The organism is Arthrobacter nitrophenolicus (genome assembly GCF_000332815.1).
GTDB classification, from domain to species: domain Bacteria; phylum Actinomycetota; class Actinomycetes; order Actinomycetales; family Micrococcaceae; genus Arthrobacter; species Arthrobacter nitrophenolicus.
In genome coordinates this window covers 63,693-77,016 of sequence record NZ_AOFD01000008.1, presented here as the reverse complement: position 1 = coordinate 77,016, position 13,324 = coordinate 63,693, and the positions used below count along the sequence as shown (strand labels likewise).

The following is a 13,324-nucleotide window of genomic DNA, read 5'->3' as shown; positions in this document are numbered from 1 at the left end:
TACGTTTGGTGCAGGTGTAAACCAGGGCCCCAGGAACCGTCCTTCGGCCCGGCTGTCAATGGGGAGGCCCCATGTTTCTGCTCGAAGCTGCCAGCGCCGGCGCGGCGCCGGACCTGGTGTTTTCCGCCAGCGATCTGGTGGCCTCCAGCGAGTGTGAGTACCGTACGCTGCGCATCCTGGACGAAAAGCTGGGCCTCGCCCCGAAGGCGGAGTTCCCCGCGGATGAGATGCGCGTCCGGGCCGGCGAACTGGGCGACCGGCACGAGCAGGCGGTCCTGGCCAGCTTGATCCGGAAATACGGCGAGTGGGACGCCAGCCGAGGTGGCGGGGTCTACTCCCTGGACCGCGGGGAAACCCTGCGCGGCGAACTGCAGGCCAAGCACGCGGAGACCGAGCTGGCGCTCCGGTCCGGAGCCGACGTCGTTTTCCAGGCCACGTTCTTCGACGGCGAGTTCCTCGGCTACGCCGACTTCCTGGTGAACGAGGCCGCAGGAACCGGGAACCCCGGGCGCTACGAAGTCTGGGATACGAAGCTCGCCCGGCACGCCAAGGTGGGCGCCCTGCTGCAGCTCGCCGCCTACGGTGACCAGCTCATCGGCATGGGACTGAATCCCTCCCCCGTCGTCACGCTGGTGCTGGGAACCAGGGTAGGCGAGGACTGGCTTCGCAGCAGCCATTCCCTCCCGGACCTGCTTCCCGTTTTCCGCGAACGGCGCCGGCGCTTCCGCCAGCTGACGGCCGCCCACCGGGCTGCCGGGGTCCCCGTGGAGTGGCAGCAGCCCGGCGTTGTGCACTGCGGCCGGTGCGACTACTGCGCCGAGCAGGTGCAGGTTCACCGTGACCTGCTGATGGTTGCCGGGATGTCAGTGGTGCGGCGCCGGAAGCTGCACGCCGAAGGCATCACCACCATCGACCAGCTCGCTGCCGTGCCGCCCGAACAAGCCTCTGACTCCGTGGGAAGGCTGCGGCAACAGGCCCGCATGCAGCTGGGACTGGACCAGGCTGCCGGGTCACGGACCTTCACCAAAGACGGGCACCCGCACACCGTGTCCTACACGGTCCTGCCGGACCACACCATCACGTCGCTCCCCGCCCCCAGCCCTGGCGACATCTTCTTCGATTTTGAGGGTGACCCCCTCTGGCAGGACCCTGCCACCGGGGTGTGGGGCATCGAGTACCTCTTCGGCGTCATCGAGGCCCTCGAACCCGGTGCTGCCGGGGCCCCCGACTTCCGCCCGTTCTGGGCCCATTCCCGGTCCGGGGAGCGCCGTGCCTTCCTCGATTTCCTTGCCTACGTGGAGGAACGCCGGGCCCGCTACCCGGACATGCACGTCTACCACTACGCCCCCTACGAAAAGACGGCGCTGCGGAACCTCTCCCTGGCGCACCAGGCCGGCGAGGAGACGGTGGACGACTGGCTCCGGCACGGCCTCCTGGTGGACCTCTACGCCACGGTCCGGCATTCGCTGCGGATCTCCGAGGCGTCATACTCCATCAAGAAGCTCGAACCGCTGTACATGGGTGACAACCTGCGCTCCGGCGACGTCAAGGATGCCGGCGCCTCCGTCGTCGCCTACGCCGCCTACTGCGCGGCCCGGGACGCTGGCCACCAGGAGGAGGCGGACAGGATCCTTGCCTCCATTTCCGACTACAACCAGTACGACTGCCTGTCCACCCTCCGGCTCCGGGACTGGCTGCTGGAAATCGGGGCACGGGCGGGGGACGCGGCCGGGGAAACCGGGGCCCGGGCCACGGAAGACCGGCCGGGAACCGAACCCGAGCAGCCGCTGGCCGGGCGGGAACGCCACGACGCCGTGGACGAGGCACCCGAGGAGGCCGCGCTCCGCGAGTACCTGGCAGGCCTGCCGGACAACCGGCCCTGGACCGACGACGAGCGGGCCCTGGCCATGGTGGCAGCGGCCACCGGCTACCACCGCCGGGAGCGCAAACAGTTCTGGTGGCAACATTTCGACCGGGTGGAGGCGCCGCTCGAAAACTGGTCCGAGCAGCGGAACGTGTTCGTGGTGCAGTCCGCCGAGGTGGCATCAGACTGGGCCCTGGCCAAGCCCCGGGAGCGGATGCGCACCCGGGTTCTGCGGCTGCGCGGCACCATGACGGAAGGCTCGGATTTCCGTGCGGATTCCACCTGGTGCCGGCTCTACGATGCTCCACCGCCGGACGGCATGGCGGCGCCGGATGCCGCTCCCGGGGCCAGGGCCTACACGTTCGGCACCAGGATCAGTGAACTCTCCCCGGCGCCGGACAACCCGGAACATACCCTGATCACCATCGCGGAGCGGGAATCGAAGAAGGTGGCAGCCTACCCGCACCTCCCCGTTGCACTCACCGAGGACCAGCCCCTGGCCACTGCCAGCATCGAGGCAGCCATCGCCGACATCGCCCGGTCCGTGGGATCGTCCCTCCCGTCCCTGCCCGCCCAGCCGGGACTAGACATCCTGCGGAAGCAGCCGCCCCGGTTCCGCTCGCTGCCCGGCCCCGCCGAAGTCCGGCACGGCCCGGACGGTTCTGCCGATTACGCCGCCGCCATCACAGCATCGCTCCGGGACCTGGACCGGTCCTACCTTGCCGTCCAGGGACCTCCGGGTACGGGTAAGACCTTCGTCGGCGCCCACGTGATCGGCCGGCTGGTGGCCGAAGGCTGGAAGGTGGGCGTGGTGGCGCAATCCCACAACGTGGTGGAAAACCTGCTGTGCCGGGCCGTCGAGGTTGGCGGCGTTGACCCGGCGGTGGTCGGCAAGAAGCTGGCTGCACCGCATGACGTTCCGTGGACATTAACGTCCGACGGCGACGTATCACGCCTGCTGTCAGCGTCCGGCGGGTGCCTGGTGGGCGGGACAGCGTGGACCATGACCGGAAAGGAAGTTCCCGCCGGCTCCCTGGATCTGCTGGTGATTGACGAAGCGGGACAGTTCTCGCTGGCCAACACCCTTGCGGTGTCCCGTGCCGCCCGCCGGTTGCTCCTGCTCGGCGACCCCCAGCAGTTACCGCAGGTGACCCAGGGCGCACATCCGGAGCCTGTGGACGAGTCCGCTTTGGGCTGGCTCGCCGCCGGCCACGCAACCCTGCCCGGATGGTTGGGCTACTTCCTGGCGGACAGCTGGCGGATGCACCCCGAACTGTGCCGGGCGGTGTCGCAGCTCAGCTACGAGGGGAAACTGCAGTCGGCCCCTGCGGCGTCGCTGCGTGAACTCGAAGGGCTTCCGCCCGGCGTCGAAACTGTGTTCGTGGACCACACAGGCAACACCACCAGCTCCAGGGAGGAGGCAGCCGAACTGGTCCGGCAGGCACAGCGCCACCTGGGCCTGAAATGGACGGCGGGCCCGGAGAGTGAAGCGCGGCCGCTGGACCAGCAGGACCTCCTGGTGGTTGCTGCCTACAACGCACAGGTCCACCTGATCCGGAAATATCTGGAAGAGGCCGGCCTGCCCGAGGTCCGTGTCGGAACGGTGGACAAATTCCAGGGCCAGGAGGCGCCGGTGGTCCTTGTTTCGATGGCGTGCAGTGCCGTGGCGGAGGCTCCCCGCGGGGCAGAGTTCCTGCTGAACCGGAACCGGATCAACGTAGCCGTATCCCGCGGCCAGTGGCGGGCGGTCGTCATCCGCTCCCCCGAGCTCACCAGCTACATGCCGCACCGGCCCGCTGCACTGGAGGAACTTGGCGCCTTCATTGGGCTCAGCCCGCGCGCGGAGTAGCGGCGGGAGCGCTTGGAGGCAGGCGGCACGTGGAGGTAGACGGCAAGTGGAGGCAGCCGCCGGTCAGCGTGCCCGGAAGTTGTTGAAGCCTCCCTCGGCCGCGGTGAGGGATTCCTCCACGCGTTCCACCCTGCCCGGGGTCCGGTCTGATTTCAGCCAGTCGAGGAGCGCAGCGACCTGCGGCTCAGGCCCCTCCGCAACCACGGCAACCGAGCCGTCGCTGACGTTTCGCACCTCGCCGGTCAGGCCCAGTTCCTCGGCCTTGCCCATCGTCCAGAAACGAAAGCCAACCCCCTGCACCACGCCGAACACGCGTGCGCTGAGCCGGACCGTTCCCATCGGGGAACCACCCGGTGCTGAACCCGCCGGTGAACCGTCGTGGCCGGCCATGGAGAGCCTCCTCAGGATCGTCGCCCCACCTCAACTGGGTAGCAGTAGGTGTCGTTATGGGCGGCCAAAACGACAGCTACTGCGACCCAGTTGGGCGGAGCGGACCGCTTAGTTGATGGTGATGTCGCGGGTGGCGTGGTTGTAGCGGATGGTGACCGTGCCACCGGGGTGGTGCAGTTCGTGGTTGGGACCATCGAACGTGCCAAATGCGCCGTAGTTCTCGTCCCACGAACGGTTCAGGGCGATCTTGAAGGTGTAGAAGCCGGCCGGCAGCTCGGCACTCTTCTTCCAGAGCTGGTCCAGGAAATCGAACTCCATCTGTGCTTCGTCGTACTGGGGAGCCCAGTTCTCCGGTGCGCCCAGGATGGTGTTGAAGTCACCGGCAACGGCCACGGCTTCGGGCTGCGGGTGGGTCTCAACGTCCGGTCCCTCGAACCCCTCGGACGCAACGGAACCGGCGGCAACAGGCTGCTTGGCCGCCGTCTTGCCCTTGACTGCCTTCACTACCGGCTCAACGGCTTCTTCAAGTGCCTTCGCCGCCTTGCCCACGGCAGCGGCGGCCTTCTTGGCCGGGGTCTTCCTGGCGGTGGTCTTCTTGGCCGGCGCTTCCTTGGCCACGGGCTCAACGGGAGCCGCGGTCACCTTCCGGACGAATCCTTCGGGAGCGGTGGGAACCGGGGTGTCGGCAGGAACCGGCGTGCCGGCGTCGAGCGCGGTGGCGAATGAAACCGCATCGGGGTACGCCACGGTGGCACGCATGCCGTCCTCGGTGATGGTCCAGCCGGAGCGGCCCTTCACCAGCCAGCCGGCCTTGACCAGTTTGGCCGTGGCGGTGGTGAGCGTCTTGTGGCCGCGGGGAATTCCGCCGCTGAGCAGTTCGGCTTCGTGCTCGTTGAACGGCACGCGCGCGGTCGCCTCGGCGAGGACCTGGCCCGCGTTCAGTGCATCGCCTGACCACACGCCTTCGGTCAGGACATCCAGGACGGTCTTGAGACGAAGGTAAGTGTTTTCTGCGGTGGACTTGGCCATGATTCCCCTTTTATGAAAGCGATCGGTCATAGGCATCTTGCCAACTGCCCGTAAAATCGCGCGACTTTAATTGGTTAACTCTGCGTGTCGTGACCGACTATGAAGCGGATCCCGCATCAAAGTGAGGCGAAGGTCTCGGGTAAGGGCTGTTGCATAACCCTCATAGCGCCGGCATGGGTGCCGCCCTGCAATCCCCGGACACGCCTGCGGCACCCAGTTTAGCGGCACCGCCCTGCAGTTGTTGCCTGGGACACAGCAGCGTCAGGGCGCAACTTCCCCGCTGTTCAGTTCCTCCAGCAGTTCGGCCTTGCGCTCCTCGGAGGCAAAGGACGAGTGGATGGAGTTCGCGGCCAGGCGGGCCTTGTCAAAATCGGACAGATCGAAGACCGCCTTGAGCTGGGCAAAGTTGTCGTCCACGTAGCCGCCGAAGTACGCCGGGTCATCCGAATTGACCGAGACATTCAGCCCCGCGGCGAGCATCGCCGGAAGCGGGTGGTCGGCGAGCGTGTCCACGGCACGGAGCCGCACGTTGGACAGCGGGCAGACCGTGAGCGGGGTCCGCGCGGCAACGAGCCGTTCCACCAGGTCCGGATCGTCCATGCAGCGGATGCCGTGGTCGATGCGCTCCACACCCAGGACATCAAGGGCTTCGATGATGTACGACGCCGGCCCCTCCTCCCCTGCGTGCGCGGTCAGCCGCAGGCCTGCTTCGCGGGCCTTGGCGTAGAGCCGTTCGAATTTGGCGGGAGGGTTGCCTACCTCGGCGGAGTCCAGGCCGATCGCCCCGATGGGCGCCTCCATGGCGAGCAGTCCGTCCAGGACCTCCAGCGCCGAGTCCTCGGGGAGGTCGCGCAGGAAGGCTGCGATCAGCATGGTGGAGATGCCGAAGTCCTCCTGGGAAGTGGCCAGCACCGATGCCACGCCGTTGACGCAGGTTTCCAGGGAAATGCCGCGCGAGAGGTGCGCCTGCGGATCCATCATGATCTCGGCGTGGCGGACGCCGGCGGCTGCTGCGCGCTCAAGGTAGGCGTGGGTCATCGCCGCAAAGTCCTCTTCGGTCTGCAGTACGGCCATGTTGGCGTAGTACAGGTCCAGGAAGGACTGCAGGTCCGTGAATTCGTACTTTTCCCGCAGCTCTTCCAGCCCGGAGTACGGCAGCGTGATGCCGTTGCGTTCGGCCAGGGCGAAGATCAGCTCCGGCTGCAGGGTTCCCTCGATGTGCAGGTGCAGTTCGGCTACCGGGAGGACCCGGGCCGGGGCGCCGCCTTCTGATTCGTCGGCTTCAGTTCCGGGCGCGGCGGTGCCGCCGGCAATGTTTTCCATCCGGTCAGGATAGTGCCCGGGCAGGTTTCCCGCCCACCGGCGGAACACCGGAGCTTTCGACACTCCCGGCAAGATCTCGATTTGATAACCCCACGGCCATGTCCTAGCGTGAAATGCATACCCGTCCAGCGGGTGCATGAATGCCCGGTGCTGCCTCCACCAGAACTGCCCAGCGGCAGCCACCGAAGTTGACCTCTATTCGTCAGGGGCGGGCAGTGGCGCGACGATCTCCGGGGACGGAACCAGCGCCGGTGGCCTTCAGGAGCATCACCACATGAAAAACACCACTTTCCGTACTGTCGCGCGCCGTGGAGCCACCGTGGCGGCCATTTCCGCTGCCGGCCTGGCACTTTCGGCCTCGGCAGCCAATGCGACCACCAGCACCTCCACCTGGGATGCTCTGGCGCAGTGTGAAAGCGGCGGCAACTGGGCCACCGACACCGGGAACGGCTACTCGGGCGGCCTGCAATTCAGCGCCAGCACCTGGTCAGCGTACGGCGGCACGGGCTCGCCGGCGGACGCCAGCCGCGAGCAGCAGATCGCCGTGGCGGAGCAGGTCCAGGCCTCGCAGGGCTGGGGCGCATGGCCGTCCTGTTCAGCGCAGCTCGGCCTGAGCGGCGGCGCCACTGGCACCGCACCTGTCCAGCAGGCACCAATCCAGCAGGCACCGGTGCAGCAGGTGCCGGTCCAGGCCACCCCCGTCCAGGCGGCGGCAACACAGGTTCCCGCCGCCAAGCACGCCACCCCAGTGGCCCTCAGCGGAGAGACCTACACGCTGGAAGCCGGGGACACTCTGAGCATCGTGGCGGACAAGCTGGGCATCCAGGGCGGCTGGCAGCAGCTCGCGGACGCCAACCTGGACACCATCTCGGACCCGAACCTCGTCTTTGAAGGCCAGGTCCTCCAGCTTCCCGCATAGAAGCTGCCCGGCAGCCCATGGCAGCCCAGCCCTCCGGGGCTCCCCAAGCAGGTCGGCGATAGACAAATTCCGTTGACCAAAAAGACGACGCCGGCACGCCCCCACGAGGGGAGTGCCGGCGTCGTTCCTTTAATCCGGTAAGCGGGGCTTAGCTGGCGGGCAGCTCGCGGACGATCCGGACCTTCCAGGCGGAGTCATCGCTCGTGTCCAGCAGGGCAACGGTGCCGTGGGCCAGGTTCAGCGCCACCCGCTTGACGGCGAGCAGCTCCAGGTACAGGTGCTCGTTCATGCGGCTGGGGGTATCGATCATGTACTTCACGGCGTCCCGGACCTTGCGGTAGTTGGCGCTGCGTTCCCGGTGCATGTGCAGTTCCAGGGCAGACTTCTGCTTGATGCGGGGTTCGTGCCGGTTGAGCAGGGTGACCGCGGTGTGGACCCCCACCACCAGGGCAAGTGAAACCACGTAGATCCACCAGCCGCTGGAGAGCAGGAACAGCGGCAGGTTGCCGATGGCCACGATGGCTATCACCACGCGGAGCGCCGCGATGCGGCGCATCGTCTTGGCGACGGCGGCGATGCCGTCGCGGAAGCGGTGCTGCTCCTTGCGGGCGGCGTGGGGATCGATGGTGAACTCATCGAGCACAAGGATGCCCTTTGCTTCCGGAGCCAGCATCTGCCCGAAACGGGGCATGCTGGGGTGGGCGTGTCCGGTGGTCTTTTCAGGTGTTAGTGTCATGAGGGAGCTTCCAAAACGCGGGGGTGGTTGCGGAGATCTTAGTGGTTTTAACCTCCCCACGTATGCATCAGTCCACTATTTGGACACCCGGAAGGCTTCCCCTGTGGCCGGCGGCACTGCAATTGGAACATCTGCCGGGTGCCGTCAGACTGAATGAATGCAAACCTTCCTCCCGTACCCTGACTTCCGGCAGAGCGCCGCAGCACTGGACACCGCCCGGCTGGGCAAACAACGGGTTGAGGCGCTCCAGACGCTCCGCGCCCTGGTCATTCCCGGATACGGCTGGCAGACCCACCCTGCCATCCGCATGTGGATGGGCTACGTGCCGGCGCTGACCATGTACGGGCTGGCAATGGTGGATGAATGGACCCGGCGCGGGCACCCGGACAACACCCGCGCGAACATCACCGAGTTCGCACCGCAGGCTGCACATCCGGACTACGCCGGCAAGATTCCGATGCCCCCGTGGCTGGGCGATCCTGACGTCCACCTCAGCCACCGCTCCAAGCTGGTCCACAAGGAACCCAAGTTCTACGGCCCGGTCTTCGCCGACGCGGTGCCGGACATGGATTACGTGTGGCCGGAACCCCGGCATGAGTTCCTGCCCAGGGAACCCGAGGGCGAGATTCTGTGGATCCTCCGCGATCCCCACGACGACGTCGATCCCCAGTCGCTGGACACGGTGGCGCTTCCGCCCGTGAGCGGCAGCATCGCCGCGGCAGCCGGCGCGGACGACTACTCCCCCGTCTACCTTGAGGAGTCTTCGCGCCGCCCGTCCAGGCAGCCGCGGAAGGCCCCGGCCAAGCCGCAGGCGAAGAAGCCCACCCGCAAACGGCTGGCGCAGGAGGAGGCTTTCTCCACCCTTCCGGGCAAGACGCCGGTGGCCGTCCCGTTCGAACACGGACAGAAGTTTGCGGTGGGCCAGGTGGTGGGGCGGCCCATCACGCTCGAGGACGGCCGGTTCGGCCGGCACTTCGAGGTCACGGAGATTATTGACCGCTCCGCGTTCGCGTACCCGGCCCTCCTCCAGGATCCGCGTGTTTTCTTCGCCGTGGAGGCTCCCTAGCCATGACCATCCTGCTGGCCGGCTGCGGCGACCTTGGTACGGAAGCGGGCCTTCGGTTCGCAGCGCTGGGGCACCGGGTGGTGGGCTGGCGCCGCTCCCCCGGGAAACTGCCTGCCGCCATCGAAGGCGTTGCGGCTGACCTGGGCGCTCCGGACCTTCCCGCCGTCCCCAAGGACACCACCGCCGTCGTGATTGCCGTTGCCGCCGATGCTCCCACGGAGGACGCCTACCGCGCAGCCTACCTGGGTGGCGTCACGCACGTGCTGGACGCCCTGGAGCGCGACGGCGTGCGGCCGGCGCGGGTGCTTTTTGTCTCGTCCACGGCGGTCTACGGCGATGCCGGCGGGGGCTGGGTGGATGAGGACACGGTCCCGGCCCCCGGTGGGTTCTCCGGGCGTGTGCTGGTTGAAGCCGAAGATGCGCTGCGGGCGCGGCTGGCGGGAACCGGAACTGCGGCTGTGTCCCTTCGGCTCGGCGGCATCTACGGCCCGGGCAGGACGCGGCTGATCGACCAGGTGCGCAGCGGTTCAGCCGTAGTCCCGGAAGATGTCCGCTACACCAACCGGATCCACCGCGACGACGCTGCCGCAGCCATTGTCCACCTGGTGTCCATGCCGGCCGACCCTGCGCCGGTCTACATCGGCGTGGACGACGATCCCGCCGACCTGGGCAGTGTGCTGCGGTTCCTGGCTGCCGCCATGGACCTGCCGCAGCCGCCCGTGGGTGATGCCGGACCGGCGCGTGGCGGCAACAAGCGCTGCAGCAACGGCCTGCTGCGGGGCACCGGCTTCACGTACGCGTTCCCGTCCTTCCGCGAGGGCTACCGGGACATCCTGGCCGGCAACGGGGTCCGTCATCCGTAAGTGACGGCGGCTCCCCCGCCCCGGGGTTAGCCGGCTGCCGCGCTAGGATCCCGCGGTCGGGTGCCAGTACCGCAGGCCGCCGCTGGTTTCTCCGGCAGGCGTGACGTCAACCATGGCATACGGGAACGCTTGGCGGTCCGACTGGTCAGGGCCGCGGCCGCGGACGTCAGAACACCACGTACCGGTGTTGATGTACCGGGTGGAGCAGTCCTCCAGCGGGGATTCCAGCGCCCTGTGGGTGTGGGCTGAAATGTACCAGGCGACCCCGGAGCGCGAAGCCTCGAGGGTACGGGCGAACCGGCCGGCAGCGGCAGGGGCTTGCTCGCTGGCGATGCTGCGTCCGGCGGCCGCAAGGACGATGCGGGTGGCGGTGTGCGGGACAGCCGACACCGTCCGGAACCTGGACAGGCGCGCCAGTTCCCGAACGACGTCCTCGTCGAGGGCAAGGCGCCGGGACTCAGACTGCAGCAGTACGTCGTAGGCGTCCGACCGGACGCGCCGTTCTGCCCGCTCGGACGCCAGGCAGGCACGGGCAACGGCGCCGGCACGGCTCAGGCGTGACCCCGATGGTTGGGCGTGCCAGGCCGCAAGCGGAGGCAAATCCAGCCCGTCGGTGCCGTTGACCGCCGTGCGGAGCAATTCCGGGATGCGGTGCAGGGCGTGGTGCTGGTGTCCGTGCTCGGCGACGAGCACGCCAGGAACATGCAGGAACCACGGGTGGACACGGACCCGCCCGGGCTCCACGGGTGACAGCAGTTCCGCCAGGCTGGCCGACACGGAGGGCCGGGCCAGCTCCACGTCATGGTTGCCGCAGACGAAATGCAGCTGCACGCCGAGGGCCGCGCACTCCTGCAGCGTCCGGAACGTGTCCACGTGCTGGTCCAGGATGGACTTGAGCCGGGCCAGGCTCTCGTCCTCGCTGAACCCGGTCAGTTCGAACGTGTCACCGACGAAGACCACGTGCCGCTCCGGCCCCCGGGCCGCCAGCACCTCACGCCGGAGGAAACCGGGCAGCTCCCTGCCAGGACGGCGGGGATCGTCGTCGGAGGCATCCAGGTGAAGGTCGCTGAGGAGCCACCACCGCGCCGCGCGGCTCACGTGATCAGCTCCCATACGCGTGGAACGAAAAGGAGCAGGAAGACCGTCCAGACGGCGGCGATCACGGTGCGGCTGACGGTCCGGTTCGCGTGCCGCGGGCCTGCGGATTGCCCCGGGTCCTGTCCGGTATGGCGCACCTCGAGCGTTATCAGGGTGGTGAGCAGGGCGGCCGCAGCAAGCACTCCGGGGAAATCGATCATGCTGGGGCCTCCTTGCGTTCCCGGGCCAAGCAGGCGAGGACAGTGATGGCGCCCATCGCGACCACGCACCCCTGCCACGACCACACGGTGAGGTAGAACATCGCCGTGGAGACGGCTGTGAGCGTGGCGATGCCAAGCGCCACGACCAGCAGCGCTGCAAGCGCGGCGTCGGTCACCGGCGTAAGCCGAACCAGTGCCTGCCCCGGGAGCAGGACGAGGACGGTAAGAGCCACCAGCGCCTGGAGCGGTCCGGGCAGCCCCACGAGGGTCACCACTGACAGTGCGACGGCAGCGAGGCCAAGCGCCAGGGTGGGCCGGCTGATTCCGCCGTTCATGGTGTCATCCGGTAGACGCGTGCCTCCGCATTGCTGAATGCGAGCCTCACGCCGTTCTGGGCATCCAGCCACTCCTCCAGCTCGGCGAAGCCCTCCGTGGTGCTCTCGCCCTGGAGCACGATACTGGCCTCCGACGAGCGCAGGAACATCAGGAAGCCGCCTTGGGCATTATGCCGCACAAAGTTGTAGACGATCGGCCCGCACGTCGCCGCCGACAAGTCGGGAGAGCACAGGTCGTCGATGGTCCGGTACTGGTGCTCCAGATATGTCTGGTCCCGCCAAGGTGTTGGGTGCGCAGCCGAAATGATCACCGAGCCTGGCGGGGCCAGGCTCTGCACGGCGGTGACGGCCGCCATTTCACTGTCACTGAAGAGGTCATACTCTGCATTGCCGAACCGGCCCGTCACATTGAGCACGGCCAGGACCACGAAGGTGAGCACCAAGGCCGCCGCCCTGCGGATGGAGAGGCGAAGGCTGCCGTCGGGCGGCAGCAGGGCTGAGCAGGCCAGCAGGGCAATGAAGGGCAAGGCGAACAACGAGACGCGGATCAGCATTTCCCCGCCATAGGACTGCACGGGAAAGAGCATCAACGGCGCAGCCGCGAGGATGGCCACCCGGATGTCCAGCCGCCTTCTGCGCCATTCGCGCACCGCCCCGGCCGCAGCAAGCAGCCACAACACGACCGTGAGACCCACCCGGAGCTGCACCACCAGCAGGTGTCCGGGGGTACCGCCCACACGTTCGACGACGTTCGTCGCCACCGCGCCCTGGAAGCCTGCGTCCTCTATCGGAGGGTGGCCAGCGAGGTAGGCACTCGCGGGATAGACGAACCACAGCACCAGCACCACCGCGGTGATCAGGGGCAACTGGCTGGGCCAGACACGGCCGCTCAGGGTGAGGGTGGTGATGGCGAACAGCACCATGAACGGAGTCAACTGGTGGCTCGCGAAGATCACGACAACGAGCAAGAGGACCATCGCGAGGGCAGCCACCCGGTGTCCCGGCCGGGAATCAGCGGGCCGCCGCTCCTGCCACCAGGCCGCCAGGTCGGCGCGCCTGAAACCGCGGAACCTGGGCGGCAGCGCGGCCAACGGGCCGACGAGCAGCGCGACGATCACAAGGTACAGGAAAACACCGAAGGCCTGCGGAGACAGGTAGTCCTGGTCCTGCCAGTTGCCGAGGCAAAAGATCCAGAGCACCAGCCAGCGACGCCTCGGGTCATTCGTGAGGTAGCGCATGACTACGCCGACGGCGGCAAGCCACAGAAAGACGTTGAGCACCGGCGCCCACAGGGCAACGCTTACCGGATCAAGGCCGGTCGCCGCCAGCAGTGTGGCCAGAAGCGCGAAGAAGCCCGGCCAGTTGAAGTACGCGTCGATGCCCGGATCAACCCGCTGCATATCGGACAGCGCGTCGGCGATGCCAAGGTGGCGGAATGCCACCTCTCCCCGCGGTACGTCGGTCACGAACAGGGCCGTCCCGAAGAGGACGAGGACGAGCACCACCACCAGCCAGAGCATGACCACGCGGTGCGCCGGACCCACGGCGTCCCCCCGAAGCGCCGCGGCGAAGGCAACGTTCAGCAGCACGACACCCACCCAGAACGGCCAGGGCAGCATCGCCACGAGCCCCCAAGTCGCTGGTGACGGGCA

Annotated in this window: 12 protein-coding genes; 4 read left to right on the top strand and 8 right to left on the bottom strand. The window is 67.7% G+C overall.

Translation table 11 applies throughout. The features are described 5' to 3' along the window. Positions 1 to 71 precede the first annotated feature (71 nt). Positions 72 to 3,713, top strand: coding sequence for a TM0106 family RecB-like putative nuclease (locus G205_RS04615; protein WP_009356951.1), 3,642 nt, complete (start codon positions 72 to 74; stop codon positions 3,711 to 3,713). A 63-nt stretch (positions 3,714 to 3,776) separates the two neighbouring features. On the opposite strand, the gene G205_RS04610 is transcribed toward G205_RS04615, so the two are convergent. The 3 genes from G205_RS04610 to G205_RS04600 all read right to left on the bottom strand — a co-directional run bounded on the left by G205_RS04610 (position 3,777) and on the right by G205_RS04600 (position 6,455). Further along, the gene (locus tag G205_RS04610) at positions 3,777 to 4,103 is read right to left on the bottom strand and encodes an acylphosphatase (protein WP_009356950.1); all 327 of its coding nucleotides are present in this window, start codon (positions 4,101 to 4,103) and stop codon (positions 3,777 to 3,779) included. A 108-nt stretch (positions 4,104 to 4,211) separates the two neighbouring features. Further along, positions 4,212 to 5,132, bottom strand: coding sequence for a pullulanase X25 domain-containing protein (locus tag G205_RS04605; RefSeq protein ID WP_009356949.1), 921 nt, complete (start codon positions 5,130 to 5,132; stop codon positions 4,212 to 4,214). 261 nt (positions 5,133 to 5,393) lie between these two features. Next, complete coding sequence (locus G205_RS04600) at positions 5,394 to 6,455, bottom strand: adenosine deaminase (protein WP_035752064.1); 1,062 nt, start codon at positions 6,453 to 6,455, stop codon at positions 5,394 to 5,396. A 274-nt stretch (positions 6,456 to 6,729) separates the two neighbouring features. Here G205_RS04600 and G205_RS04595 point away from each other — a divergent pair, with 274 nt between their 5' ends. Further along, the gene (locus tag G205_RS04595; RefSeq protein ID WP_009356947.1) at positions 6,730 to 7,374 is read left to right on the top strand and encodes a transglycosylase family protein; all 645 of its coding nucleotides are present in this window, start codon (positions 6,730 to 6,732) and stop codon (positions 7,372 to 7,374) included. A 148-nt stretch (positions 7,375 to 7,522) separates the two neighbouring features. On the opposite strand, the gene G205_RS04590 is transcribed toward G205_RS04595, so the two are convergent. Continuing rightward, positions 7,523 to 8,110, bottom strand: coding sequence for a hypothetical protein (locus G205_RS04590; RefSeq protein WP_035752044.1), 588 nt, complete (start codon positions 8,108 to 8,110; stop codon positions 7,523 to 7,525). Between the two features lie 157 nt (positions 8,111 to 8,267). Between G205_RS04590 and G205_RS04585 the strand changes: the two genes are divergently transcribed. Further along, the gene (locus tag G205_RS04585; protein ID WP_009356945.1) at positions 8,268 to 9,176 is read left to right on the top strand and encodes an MSMEG_6728 family protein; all 909 of its coding nucleotides are present in this window, start codon (positions 8,268 to 8,270) and stop codon (positions 9,174 to 9,176) included. A gap of 2 nt (positions 9,177 to 9,178) precedes the next feature. Further along, entirely contained in the window at positions 9,179 to 10,039 is an 861-nt protein-coding gene (locus tag G205_RS04580) for an NAD-dependent epimerase/dehydratase family protein (RefSeq protein ID WP_009356944.1), read from the top strand. Positions 10,040 to 10,081: 42 nt separating this feature from the next. Here the strand turns inward: G205_RS04580 and G205_RS04575 are convergent, their stop codons facing one another. The 4 genes from G205_RS04575 to G205_RS04560 are packed head-to-tail and all read right to left on the bottom strand — an operon-like array spanning position 10,082 to position 13,291. Next, a complete protein-coding gene (locus G205_RS04575) occupies positions 10,082 to 11,137 on the bottom strand; it encodes a metallophosphoesterase family protein (RefSeq protein WP_009356943.1) in 1,056 nt (351 codons plus the stop codon). Next, a complete protein-coding gene (locus G205_RS04570; protein WP_009356942.1) occupies positions 11,134 to 11,337 on the bottom strand; it encodes a hypothetical protein in 204 nt (67 codons plus the stop codon). Before G205_RS04570 ends, G205_RS04575 begins: the two co-directional genes overlap by 4 nt. Then, positions 11,334 to 11,672 carry a hypothetical protein gene (locus tag G205_RS04565; protein ID WP_009356941.1) on the bottom strand — a complete coding sequence of 113 codons (339 nt, stop codon included), beginning with the start codon at positions 11,670 to 11,672 and terminating at the stop codon, positions 11,334 to 11,336. The genes G205_RS04570 and G205_RS04565 overlap by 4 nt, the downstream gene beginning before the upstream one ends. Next, positions 11,669 to 13,291: a hypothetical protein gene (locus G205_RS04560; RefSeq protein WP_009356940.1), complete on the bottom strand. Its 1,623-nt coding sequence runs from the start codon at positions 13,289 to 13,291 to the stop codon at positions 11,669 to 11,671. The genes G205_RS04565 and G205_RS04560 overlap by 4 nt, the downstream gene beginning before the upstream one ends. Positions 13,292 to 13,324: the final 33 nt, after the last annotated feature.